The following is a 12,035-nucleotide window of genomic DNA, read 5'->3' as shown; positions in this document are numbered from 1 at the left end:
AAAAGAGTTTGTTTTGAAGACGCCAATGAACAAGTTTTTGAAGGTAATGTTTGCGCTGGTTATCGTTGCGATGACCGGTGCGGCAATTCTGCAAATTGTCGCCCCCGAGTACATGGGAAGCAACGCCGCTTATGGCATTTCGACCGGATGGCAGCGAGAGATTGGTTTTTGGAATCTTGCGGTGCTCATCATTTTGGTTACCACTTGTTTCCACTACGATTGGGTCTATCTACGTGCAATTTTGCTCGCGCTGATTCTGGGCGGCATTGGAATTGGAACCAACCACTTCATCCATTTCTTGAGCGCGCACGAGTCGGTAAATTTGGTAGGAGCTATCGAGAATTACGTTCTTGCAGTTGGTTGGATGATTGGCTGGAAGCTCGAATGTAACCGCAGAAAAGTCGAAGGCGCTTCCGAGTAACTGCGGAAAGGTCGCGAGCGTTTTGCACGACGGCGCTACGAGCGAGACGTTATGCCCGCGACGTTATGCGCGCCTGATTTTCTCGCCATGTCTGAATGATTTGCCGGAAAAGTGCTCCATGTCTGAGTGGTTTTGCCGGTTTTTCTCGTCATGTCTGAGCTGTTTTACTCAGACGTGATGCAGTTTTCAGGCTCAAAAATTCAGGACAGTCATCTTGGTTGGAACGCGCCTGATTTTGTCAAAGAATCTGTAAATTTTGCCTAAAAATGCAAAAGAAACTGTGGATTTGCCTGATTTTGTCAAAGAATCTGTATTCAAAATACAGATTCTTTGCACTTTTTAGGCGCGCATGCTGTTATGGCGCACCTGGCGAGAAACCCCGTGCACCCGCAGCTCCCCGCACACCCGCAACGCACCCGCGCGCTCGCACCCCGAACGCTAGCGCAGGCGCGTGAGCTGCACTTTCTCGATAAGCGAATCCACAACCGAGCGCTCCGCCGCTTGAGTTCCGCTCTCCATGACGTTTGCGGCACCCGTGGCCATGGCCAGCCGCAGCGCGTCTTCTGTCGAGAGACCCTGTGCATCCGCAAAGGCAAGCGCCGCCACAACGGAGTCACCGGCACCGACAGTACTTCCTACCTGGACTTTTACTGGACCTGCATACCAAACCTCGTTGGCCGTAGCGTAGACGGCGCCGTTTCCACCCATGGAAACGCAGACCGTGTCGATGCCACCAGCAACAATTTCGGACGCGGCAGCGGCAATCGCGTCCACATCGGTCAGCTCGCGACCAAGCATGGCGGAGAGCTCGTGGTCGTTTGGCTTGGTGAAGTATGGTTTCTGCTCAAGTCCAGCTGAAAGTGCCGCGCCGTCGGCATCCAGGTAAACCTTCAGTCCGGCGTCGCGCAGGGCGCGAGTCCAGCGGCCATACGTATCAGCGGAAGCTCCGCGGGGGAGGCTGCCGGAAAGAACCACAATGTCGCCAGCGGAAGTCTTGGCAATCACGTCAGCAAGCGCCTGGTCAAGCACGGTATCGGTGACCTCGGGACCAGGTTCGTTGATGTCGGTGTTGGTGCCACCCTCGGTGTCGACGACCTTAAGATTGGTGCGCGTCTCGCCGGGAACGGAAATCGCCTGGACCTTGATGTTATTCTCGCTAAGTGTATCGGCGATCCACTTGCCGGTTTGACCTGCAAGAACGGCGATGGCGGTAGACTCTCCGCCCAGCTTAGCGATAACCTTGGAGACGTTAATGCCCTTGCCGCCCGCGTCCTGCCTGAGCCACGTGATGCGATTCACCTGGTCAACGGCAAAATTTGGCACCTGGACGGTCTTGTCCAGAGCGGGGTTGAGCGTGACGGTGTAGATGCTGGGCATAGTCGCTCCTCGGTTTGCGGCGCCGCAATCGGCGCTTGAACGGCACTTCCAAGCGGCGCAAGTTATCTACGCTGATAATACTTCAGTTTCGGCAAAAAAGTAACCGCGGACAGCGTTGTTACGCGCATGTCCGCGGTCTTTTCTGGCGAGAAACCCGGCGCACTCGCGGCTCGCCTTGGACCCGCGGCCCGGTGGCGCACACGCCGCTCGCCCTGCGCCGCCCCGCGCTGCCCGGCGCGCCGTCAGCGCTTACTTGCTGTCAGCACTCTTGAACTGGTCGAGCGCCCAAGCGTACGCAGTTGGAGCAACCCTGGACCAGTACTTCCAGTTGTGGTTGTCGCCGGAGTCGCGCTGGTAATCAACGTTGATACCAGCATTTTTGAGCTGCTCAACAAAGGTGTCGACGTCAGCAACAGGTACTACGCCATCGTCGGAAGTTGTTGCCACAAAGAAAGAAACCTGACTTGGATCAACCTCACCAAGATACTGAGTGGGGAACAGCTGCTTGTACAGATCCCATGACCAGCTGGTGGTGCCATCACTAAAGGCGTGCTGAGACGTGTAAATAAAGTTGTCGTCAGCAAGAGTTGTCCAAACGGAAGGAGAAAGCAAAATGCCCTTGCTAAAGTAATCGGAGTGGTGCAAAACAAATCGTGCCGCACCATAACCGCCCATAGAAATGCCGCCGATTGCGTGATCTTTGCGATCTTTTGACACGCGATACGTGCTCTCAATGTAAGGTACCAGGTCGTTCATGATGGCAGATTCCATCTTGAGGCCGCGATCAGCGGAGTCAATGTAGAAGCTGTTAAAGCCGTCGACAAAGACTACGATAGCTCCCTGACCAGCGGTTTGAATGGCCTCGTCAAGCATGGCGGACGAATCAAAGCGCTCCAGCAGATTGCGATGATTGCCATACAGTCCATGCAGCATATATACAACAGGATAGGTCTTGTTGGGATTGGACTCGTAGTCTGCAGGCAGGTAGACGTCATAGTTCCAGTCCAGACCAAGAGTTGGCGAGTAGAACGATGTCGCCTTAACTGTTCCTTTTGGAGCCTGATCTTTCTGTGCCTCCGTTTGAGCAGTTGAGCTGCCCTGAGCGTTCTCAGAAGCGGCTGGCGAGCAACCATAAAATGGAATCACCAGCAAAAGCACCGCAAACAGAGCAAGCGAGGTGCTCAGAACAATATGGTTCTTGAAGCGGATTTTGAGCTGGCCGCCCAGCAACGCAAAATTTTGGTGCAAACGTGCGACAAAATCTGTGTCACGCATTGTTTCCTCCTGACGTTGTAGCTTTGACCTTGGTGTAAACATACGAGCACGCCCGCACTTCTCGCCCTATAAAATAAAAAGTCGAAACAAAATGCACCACACAGCAGGCCAAGTGGTTGTTCTTGTGCTGTGGACGGCTTTGCAATGTGGAGAAACCCGTCAAATTTGAACGAATTGTTGCATTCGTGAAGCAACAAAAATTTCCGCGTACAACAGCTAAAGAGTGGAGTATACTTTTAAGGCTTTTCCACAGAGCCCCGTAATCTCTGACAAGAAAAAGCATCGATGACCCGTCCAGGGGTTATCAACTCGTAATTCGTAGGAGGAGTCAAGTGAAGAAGTCGACTCAGTTCGCCAAGGCTGGCGAAGTCGAGCGCAAGTGGGTGCTCATCGACGCTGAGGGCGCAACGCTCGGTCGTCTGGCTACAAAGGCTGCCATGATTCTTCGTGGTAAGAACAAGCCACAGTACACCCCAAACGCTGATACTGGTGACTTTGTTGTCATCATCAATGCAGACAAGGTTGTCCTTACTGGTGTTAAGGCTGACCACAAGGAGTATTGGCGTCACTCCGGCTACCTTGGTGGCTTGAAGATCACTTCCTTCAAGGAAGAGATGGAGAAGCACCCAGAGCGTGTTGTTGAGCACGCAGTCAAGGGTATGCTTCCTAAGACCACTCTTGGTCGCAAGCAGGGTATGAAGCTTAAGGTTTACGCCGGCGCTGAGCACCCACATGCTGCACAGAATCCCGTCAAGATTGAGCTGGAGGGCTAAACGATGGCAGATAACACCGCTGTTTACACCGGCACCGGCCGTCGTAAAGAGGCCGTCGCTCGTGTTCGTCTTGTTCCTGGAACTGGTAAGGTTACCGTTAACGGCCGCGAGGCAGTCCAGTATTTTGGTCGCCAGCAGCTCGTAGACAACGCAACCGCACCTCTCCGCATTACTGATACTCTTGGTCGTTTTGACGTCTTCGCAAACTGCGACGGCGGCGGCATCAACGGCCAGTCCGGCGCTCTTCGCCTGGGCATTGCTCGCGCTCTTCTTGAGGCTGGCGAGTATCGTGATGACCTTAAGAAGGCCGGCTACCTCACCCGCGATTCTCGTGCGGTCGAGCGTAAGAAGTACGGTCTGAAGAAGGCTCGTAAGCGTCCTCAGTTCTCCAAGCGCTAAGGCCGCTGGACCCGAAAAAGTCCTCACAAAGAGACCTGTTGTATATCGGCAGGTCTCTTTTTTGTATACTTTTAAATGGTTGCATTTTGCATATTTACGCAACCACTTCAGTCCGCACGTTCTTCTCGCCATCTGGCGAGAAGCCCCACCTGTCGAGTAGTTCGCTGGCGCTTCGCGCGCACGTTGCTCTCCACCCGACAACAGTACATTTGCAGCTTAGGAGACGCTTATGAAGTACTTTGGAACCGACGGCTTTAGAGGCCGCGCAAACGAGGGTTTGAACGTCGATCACGCTTACAAAATTGGCCGCTTTATTGGCTGGTATTACGGTGCCAAGCAGGCTCGTAAAGCTCGCATTATCATTGGTAAAGATACCCGCAGGTCAAGCTACATGTTTGAGTCTGCACTTGTCTCGGGCCTGGTTGCCTCTGGCGCTGATGCGTACATGCTGCACGTCATTCCTACGCCTGGCGTTAGCTACGAGGTTGTAGACGGTGCCTTTGACTGCGGCGTCATGATTACTGCGTCCCACAATCCGTTCACCGATAACGGCATCAAGCTGGTCAACAAAGACGGCTACAAGATGGACGAGGACGTCCTTGAGCAGGTAGAGTCCTATATTGACGGCGAGTTTGAGGTTCCTCTGGCAACCGGTGACAGCATTGGTCGCACGGTTGATTACATGCAGGGCCGCAACCGCTACATCTCCAGCCTTATTGCTAGCTGCGGTTTTAGCCTCCAGGGTCTCAAGATTGGTCTGGATTGCGCTAACGGCGCAGCTTCTAGTGTTGCTCGTCCTGTCTTTGACGCCCTGGGTGCCGAGACGCATGTTATCAACAACGCTCCAAACGGCCTCAACATCAATGTTGATTGCGGTTCTACCCACATTGATCAGCTGCAGCGTTTTGTAGTCCAGAATGGCCTTGACGTGGGCTTTGCCTACGATGGTGACGCTGACCGCTGCCTGGCAGTTGACGAGCGCGGCCACGTGGTTGACGGAGACCTGATTCTCTACGTCTGCGGCACCTACCTTAACAAGTATGGTCGCCTGGCTAAGCAGACCGTGGTTACCACCGTCATGAGTAACTTTGGCTTGTTCAAGGCATTTGACGACGCTGGCCTCTCTTACGAGAAAACCAGCGTAGGCGATAAGTATGTCTACGCATGCATGAACGAAAACGAGTACAGCCTGGGCGGCGAGCAGAGTGGTCATATCATCTTTGGCGATCTTGCTAAGACTGGCGACGGCATCTTGACCAGCCTCCGTATTATGGAGGTCTTACGAGCAGAGCGCGAGAAACTCTCTGAGCTTACCCGTCCCGTTACACTATATCCACAGCAGTTGGTTAACGTTCGCGTCACTGATAAAGAGGCTGCTATGCAGTCTCCTAAGGTCAACGATGCAGTTGCAGCTGCCGAGAAGTTCCTTGAGGGCAATGGCCGCGTGTTGGTCCGCGCTTCCGGAACAGAGCCTCTGGTACGTGTTCTTGCAGAAGCTCCAACCGATGAGCTCTGCCAGCAGGCAAATCAGATTGTGCTTGACGCACTTGAGGAGTATAGGCTCAGCGCTTAAGCGCAGATAGATCCAGGGGATACGATGGCACTGGCAGGAATAGGTGTAGATATGCTTGAGATTGCCCGCATGCAGCAGGCAATTGAGAGGCGCCCTCACTTTATTCGCCGTATGTTCACCGATGCCGAGCGTGCGTATTGTGAGCGCACTGCTCGCCCTGCGGAGCACTATGCTGCTCGCTTTGCGGCAAGAGAAGCCGTGCTCAAAGCCTTAGGAACGGGCTTCTCGTCTGGTATTGGTTTTCAGGATGTATCTGTTGAGAGAGATCAGCTGGGTAGGCCACAGGCTCGTCTAGCGGGCAAGGCTGCACAGATTGCAGCCGAGCAGGGCGTGCAAGAGATTGCGCTTTCTATCTCGTATACCAGAGACGTGGCAGTGGCCAATGCGGTCGCGGTGACCAACGCCGTAAAACCCAAGGTAGATCAAAAGGAAGATGCTGCCCAAGAGCTGGCACGTTCGTTCAAAGAAGCTCGTTCTGTGTTGGATGAGCTTGAGCGCGTGCAAGAACCTATAATTGAGACAACCTTTGATGATGTTGTTAAATCCGAGGAGTAAGTTATGCAGCCGGTACTAAATGTTGAGGACATCAAGCGTGTAGAGATTGCGCTGACACGCGTGGGCGTGAGCGTTTCCGAGCTCATGCACCGTGCAGGTTACGCTGCTGCTCAAGAGGCCCTTGGCATGGGAGGGGACATCTCTAACGTTGTCATCCTCGTAGGTCTTGGCAATAACGGTGGAGATGGCTGGGTGGCAGCAGAAGCGCTGCGCTCTAGAAACTGCAACGTTAAGGTAGTCACTCCGCTTGAGCCTGATCAGATTTCCGGCGATCTTGCACGTCAGATGGCGCAGCGCGCCGTTCGCGCGGGAGTTTCCGTGCTTGTTGGCCCTTCTCGCCAGGAGCTGATTGACCTGCTGGCAACGGCTGACGTGGTGCTCGATTGCATGCTGGGCACCGGCTTCCACGGCAAGGTTCGTGCTCCGTTTGATATTTGGATTGAGTGCCTGAATCAGTCTGGTGCTCGCGTTCTTTCCGTTGACGTTCCAAGTGGCCTTTCTGCGCAGAAGGGCCAGGTAGAAAGCGCGTGTGTTGTCGCTGACGTTACCGTTACCATGATTGCGCTGAAGCCCGGCCTCATCGCTGATGCAGGTAGAGACGTCTGCGGTTCCATTGTTGTTGCTCCTCTGGCTGAGCAGACAGAGCGCCTGGTTGTTGAGGCAGATCCTGTTGCCTGGCGTGTTGACCTGGAAGATTATCTTGCTTCTGTTCCTGCCCAGCTCAACGACTGCGATAAATACTCTCGCGGCTCCGTACTGGTGGTTGGAGGCTCTAGCCGCTTCCCCGGAGCTGCTGTTCTTGCTGCTAAGGCAGCTGCTCGTGCAGGCGCAGGCTACGTTACCTTGGCAGTTCCTGAGGCCATTGTCAGTAGCGTTCAGATGATGTTGCCAGAGGTTCCCGTTATTGGCCTCCCATGCGATGCTGAGGGCGTGTTTACCGAGGAAGCAGCTACGCTGGTGCTGCAGCTTGCTGCCATGCGTACCGTTACCTTGGTTGGTCCTGGTATGCGCGTTTCTGGCGGAACCGTCAAGGTTACTTCTGCACTGCTTGACTCTGAGCTGCCCGTTATTGTTGATGCCGACGCGCTCAATTGCATTGCTCGCCTTACCAATAACAACCTTCCTGAGTTCCCTGAGCTCACGCGTCGTACTGCTCCGCTCATTATGACTCCGCATCGTCGCGAGCTTGGTCGCCTGGTTAACCAGGTAGATAATCCTCCTGCAAGCCTGGTGGCTCAGCTTGAGGCTGCTCGCAAGATTGTCTGGGCAGATGGCGGCTCTGAGCTGGTCATTGTTGCTAAGGGTACCGCTACCGGTTGCGTGGGCGTTCAGAAAGCCGTGCTGCCAAAGCCTGGTCCTGTCACACTGGCAACCGCTGGCTCTGGCGACGTTCTTGCTGGTACTATTGCTGGCCGCTTGGCTCAGGTTGCTGGTCAAGTTGATGACCTGCCAACCTTCTGCTCACTTGCCTGTGAGGTTCACGCATACGCAGGTCAGCTAGCTGCCGAGAAGTTCGGTGTACGCGGAGCTATGGCTGGCGACATCTGTGATGTTATTGGTCTTGCCTCCGATGCACTTGAGGAGCAGATTGCATTTCCTATGGCGGACTTTGAAGAAGCTGCGGAGTAGGTGAGCCTGATGTCGGCATATCCCCAGGATAGATGGGCTTGGATAGAGATTGATCTTTCTGCCGTCCGCCACAATGTAAAGGCGTTTAAGGCCCAGCTCAGCCGTGGCGTTAAGATGATGTGCGTGGTCAAGGCTGACGCATACGGTCACGGTGCTGCTCAGTGCGCTAAAGCCATGCAGTCCGTGGGTGCCGATCAGTTTGCCGTTGCAACGGTCGATGAGGGCGTTGAGCTGCGCTGTTCCGGCATTGAGAGCCCTATCCTGGTGCTTTCTGAGCCGCCGGTCACTTCCATCCCAGATCTCGTCCGCTTTGACATTATGCCTTCCGTCTACACGGTGGACTTTGCCCTTGCGTATGGCGAGGCTTCCGCCGCAGCTAACAAGGTTGGCCGCTATCACCTGGCCATCGATACCGGAATGACCCGCATTGGCGTCAGGCGAGAAGATCTACTTGAGGTACGCGGCTCTATTGATTTCCACAGGGGTCTTGAATGCGCTGGTACGTTTACGCATTTTGCTACGGCCGACGTGCTCGACAACTGGGATTTTGACCTGCAGGTTAATCGTTTTATTGAAGCCGTCACAACGCTTAAAAACGCAGGTTATGAGCTGGGCTTGGTTCACGCTGATAACACTCCTGGCACGGTTCTGCACAAAGACATTCAGTTCGATATGGTTCGTGTGGGCATTGGCCTGTATGGACTTCATCCAAGCAAGCTCACCATTCCCCGCATTGACCTGCAGCCCGTTATGAGCGTGCGCGGGCGCGTGACGCGCGTAATCTATCCAGCTGTTGGCGACGGCGTTAGTTACGGTATGACGTGGCGTGTTCCTCGCAATAACATCCAGGTAGCTACTGTTCCTATTGGCTATGCCGATGGACTTGCACGCAGCCTTTCTAACCGCATGGACGTTTTGACGCGTGGAAATCGTGTTCGCCAGGTAGGTAATATCTGCATGGATCAGTTTATGATTGCTGTTGATACCGCAGGTACACATGCTAATAAGCCTGCACACGAAATTCGCCATGGTGACGTGGTTACCCTCATCGGCAAAGACGGCGACCAAGAAATCACCGCGGATGAGATGGCTGACCTCCGCGAGACCATCAATTACGAGGTAGTTTGCAACTTTGGTGCGCGCCTCGATAAGGTGTACATCTAATGGCAGTCACGCTTGACGAGATTCGCAAGCAGATAACTGATTGCAAGAAATGCCCGCTGTGGGAAACACGCACCAACATTGTGTTTGGTGGCCCAAATCCCACGGCTCGCGTCATGATTGTGGGAGAAGCCCCTGGTAAAAATGAGGATCTAAGCGGTCAACCTTTCGTAGGCGTATCGGGCAAAAAGCTTGATGCACTGTTAGAAGAAGTTGGCCTTTCTCGCCAGGATGTTTTTATCTCTAATGTGGTCAAATGCCGACCACCTTCAAACAGAAATCCCAAGGTAGCCGAGGTGGAGGAATGCTCTCCGTATCTTCGTAATCAGATTCGTGCTATTAAACCAGACGTTATTGTCTGCCTGGGAAATTTTGCAACGCAGTTTGTCATGCATACCGATAAGGGCGTGACGGAGCTGCGCGGCAAGTTTTACCAGATAGGCGCCTTTAGCGTGCTGCCTACCATGCATCCCGCATCAACTATTTACCGCAAGGAGTGGGCGCAGTTCCTCAAAGATGACCTGCGACTTCTTGCCGATTGGCTTGAGGAACACCCTCGAGGAGGCTCGTGTGACTAACTTTTCTACCAGCGCAAATGACGCTACAGCAAACAATGGCTCTGCAGCAAGCAACACTGCAACAAATAACCTGCCAGAGAAAACTGCGGCTGGCACATATGTCTCTACTACTACAGAGCAGACTATTGCTCTTGGTCAGATTCTGGGCAAACTCCTGCAAGCGGGAGACGTTCTGGTGCTTACGGGAGATCTGGGCGCTGGAAAAACGCAGCTCACTAAGGGTATTGCTGCTGGTATGGGCGTCACGGATGATGTAACCAGCCCAACTTTCACTATCGAGATGGTTTATGAGGGTACACTTATGCCTCTCTACCACTTTGACCTGTATCGCCTAAACGACCCTGATCAGCTTGAAGATACGGGCCTGTACGATGCACTTGAGTCTGATGGTCCAACTATCATCGAGTGGGGAGAGCAATTTGCGGAGCAAATTGGCGAGAGAAACCTTGATGTGTATGTCTCTAGACTATCTGAGGAAGAGATTGCATCCGACGACGCAGAACCCCGTCGTGAGATTCGCTTTATCCCACAAAATGCTCGCGGAGAAGAAATCATTCAGTCGCTGTAATTACTGAATAAATAACGTTTTTGTCACCCAGTTATAGATATTTTAAGAATATCTATAACTGGATATTTTGGCAGTACACCTGCGATTTCTTTTCATATATACTTACCAATCTGTTGAAACATGTTCAAAAAAGAAAAACAATTGTTTTTTTGAAATACACGAGTTAAGGAATATGAAATGTCAAAGTATTTGCGCAACAACGTAAAGATGCTCGCAATTGCAGGTATTATGGCAAGTGTGTTGGTTTTCTCGCCAGTACTTTCTGCGATAGCTCTTGCTGAGGGTACTGAGGTAGCTGAGGCAAGCGTCACAACTGAGGCCACCGCCTCGACCGAGTCGTCTGCCGCTACGACCGAAGCGACTACTACAACTGAGACGACCGCTGCTGCCTCAACAGATGATGATAGTGACGCAGAAGCTGTTAAATCATATATAGATAACAATTACTATGGCCTGACAAGAGAGCTACATATTTCAGTTTCAACAGACGGTGGCACCTATAACGGAAAATCTTATATTCCTCCCACCATTTCTGATGACTGCAAAAGCGTCTCTTTTAGCAGCAATGTTCAGCGTGAGGGTTATACGCTGGTAGGTTTTACTACTGATTACTATTCAGCTCAAGGAGATGCAACTCCTGATATGTCTATGCCCTATACCATTGACGCTGATGGTATGGTTCATATGAATTTTAGTGATTTGCACGCTTGGAGTTCTACAGACGATATTGATACAGGAATTATTACTTCAAGATATCATCTGTTTACACTCTGGGCGCCAAACCCTGAGCCTGAACCAGAACCAGAACCTGAGCCTGACCCAGAGCCAGCACCAGAGCCTGAACCCGAGCCAGCACCTGCACCAGTTGCGCCTGCTTCTGATGCATCCCAGCAGCCAGCACCAAGGCGCGAGAAGAGCGTTCTGCCTAACACGGGCGATACAAGCTCTGTAGCAGGTGTTTTCGCAGCAGCTGGCACTACTCTTGTTGCACTTGGTCTCCGCAAGAAAATGCAGTAGTAAATAGTCGCCTCCTAGTAGAAATAAATCCTTATGCCTAAGTATTTTCACAACAACACAAAGCTCCTTATTCTTTCCGGTGCTCTTGCAGGAGCATTGGTCTTCTCGCCAACACTTTCTGTGAGAGTACTTGCTGAGGGCACTGAAGTAACAGAAGCAACCACAACTACTGTAACAACTGCAACTAACGATGCAGCTGAAGCAACCGTCACAGCTGAGACAACCGTCTCGACCGAGTTGTCCGCTACAACTGAAGCAGTCACCGCAGCTGAGACGACTGCGACAACTGAGACAACCACTTCAGCTGAAGCTGCTGCCAACACCACTTCAACAGATGACAATGGTGCAACTATTGTTCGTTTTTATGATCCTGAAGTTGGTTGGAATGTTAGGATCAATCTTGTTGTCGGCGCATACGGCACTCAATACAACGGAAATTCCTATATCCCTGCAACGATTTCAGACGATCATAAGAGTTTTACTTTTGATGGAAATATTCAGCGAGATGGTTACAGACTGGTGGGTTATTCGTCAGAAATATTTTCAAATGAGCAAAGAGATAACGCAACTCCAGACCAGTCAATGCCTTACACCGTTGATGCTAATGGAATTGTTCACGTGAATTTTGCTGATATTACTGCGTGGTCCGTCACTGATGACCTGCGTGATGACACAACAACTTACTATTACTTCTTTGCTCCGCTTTGGG

13 protein-coding genes are annotated in these 12,035 nt (G+C 52.4%); 11 read left to right on the top strand and 2 right to left on the bottom strand.

The window, feature by feature from the left end:
- Positions 1 to 25 precede the first annotated feature (25 nt).
- Positions 26 to 421, top strand: a complete 396-nt coding sequence (locus RWJ96_RS05430) for a hypothetical protein (RefSeq protein WP_314019357.1) — start codon at positions 26 to 28, stop codon at positions 419 to 421.
- A 438-nt stretch (positions 422 to 859) separates the two neighbouring features.
- Here the strand turns inward: RWJ96_RS05430 and pfkB are convergent, their stop codons facing one another.
- Together pfkB and RWJ96_RS05420 are read right to left on the bottom strand one after the other, a co-directional pair.
- Positions 860 to 1,798 (bottom strand): 1-phosphofructokinase, encoded by a 939-nt coding sequence (pfkB, locus tag RWJ96_RS05425; RefSeq protein WP_314019356.1) that lies wholly within the window; start codon positions 1,796 to 1,798, stop codon positions 860 to 862.
- Between the two features lie 249 nt (positions 1,799 to 2,047).
- Positions 2,048 to 3,073, bottom strand: coding sequence for an alpha/beta hydrolase-fold protein (locus RWJ96_RS05420; protein ID WP_314019355.1), 1,026 nt, complete (start codon positions 3,071 to 3,073; stop codon positions 2,048 to 2,050).
- Between the two features lie 332 nt (positions 3,074 to 3,405).
- Here RWJ96_RS05420 and rplM point away from each other — a divergent pair, with 332 nt between their 5' ends.
- From rplM to RWJ96_RS05370, 10 genes are all read left to right on the top strand, one after another.
- Complete coding sequence (rplM, locus tag RWJ96_RS05415) at positions 3,406 to 3,846, top strand: 50S ribosomal protein L13 (protein ID WP_314007367.1); 441 nt, start codon at positions 3,406 to 3,408, stop codon at positions 3,844 to 3,846.
- A 3-nt stretch (positions 3,847 to 3,849) separates the two neighbouring features.
- Positions 3,850 to 4,245 carry a 30S ribosomal protein S9 gene (gene rpsI / locus RWJ96_RS05410; protein ID WP_314019354.1) on the top strand — a complete coding sequence of 132 codons (396 nt, stop codon included), beginning with the start codon at positions 3,850 to 3,852 and terminating at the stop codon, positions 4,243 to 4,245.
- 229 nt (positions 4,246 to 4,474) lie between these two features.
- Positions 4,475 to 5,818 carry a phosphoglucosamine mutase gene (glmM, locus tag RWJ96_RS05405; protein ID WP_314019353.1) on the top strand — a complete coding sequence of 448 codons (1,344 nt, stop codon included), beginning with the start codon at positions 4,475 to 4,477 and terminating at the stop codon, positions 5,816 to 5,818.
- 24 nt (positions 5,819 to 5,842) lie between these two features.
- A complete protein-coding gene (gene acpS, locus RWJ96_RS05400; RefSeq protein WP_035431588.1) occupies positions 5,843 to 6,373 on the top strand; it encodes a holo-ACP synthase in 531 nt (176 codons plus the stop codon).
- Between the two features lie 3 nt (positions 6,374 to 6,376).
- Complete coding sequence (locus RWJ96_RS05395) at positions 6,377 to 8,002, top strand: NAD(P)H-hydrate dehydratase (RefSeq protein ID WP_314019352.1); 1,626 nt, start codon at positions 6,377 to 6,379, stop codon at positions 8,000 to 8,002.
- Between the two features lie 9 nt (positions 8,003 to 8,011).
- A complete protein-coding gene (gene alr, locus RWJ96_RS05390; RefSeq protein ID WP_314019351.1) occupies positions 8,012 to 9,166 on the top strand; it encodes an alanine racemase in 1,155 nt (384 codons plus the stop codon).
- Complete coding sequence (locus RWJ96_RS05385) at positions 9,166 to 9,741, top strand: uracil-DNA glycosylase family protein (protein WP_035431595.1); 576 nt, start codon at positions 9,166 to 9,168, stop codon at positions 9,739 to 9,741. The genes alr and RWJ96_RS05385 overlap by 1 nt, the downstream gene beginning before the upstream one ends.
- On the top strand, positions 9,734 to 10,309 hold the full coding sequence (gene tsaE / locus RWJ96_RS05380) for a tRNA (adenosine(37)-N6)-threonylcarbamoyltransferase complex ATPase subunit type 1 TsaE (RefSeq protein ID WP_314019349.1): 576 nt from the start codon (positions 9,734 to 9,736) through the stop codon (positions 10,307 to 10,309). The genes RWJ96_RS05385 and tsaE overlap by 8 nt, the downstream gene beginning before the upstream one ends.
- Positions 10,310 to 10,486: 177 nt before the next feature.
- Positions 10,487 to 11,326 (top strand): LPXTG cell wall anchor domain-containing protein, encoded by an 840-nt coding sequence (locus RWJ96_RS05375; protein WP_314019348.1) that lies wholly within the window; start codon positions 10,487 to 10,489, stop codon positions 11,324 to 11,326.
- A 33-nt stretch (positions 11,327 to 11,359) separates the two neighbouring features.
- Positions 11,360 to 12,035: hypothetical protein (locus RWJ96_RS05370; protein ID WP_314019347.1), on the top strand; the 676-nt coding region annotated here is incomplete at its 3' end.

Origin of the sequence: Lancefieldella parvula (assembly GCF_963547875.1) — a bacterium.
Lineage (GTDB): Bacteria > Actinomycetota > Coriobacteriia > Coriobacteriales > Atopobiaceae > Lancefieldella > Lancefieldella parvula_D.
Note: the sequence above shows the minus strand (reverse complement) of the source record. Positions and strands in the feature narration are given on the sequence as shown.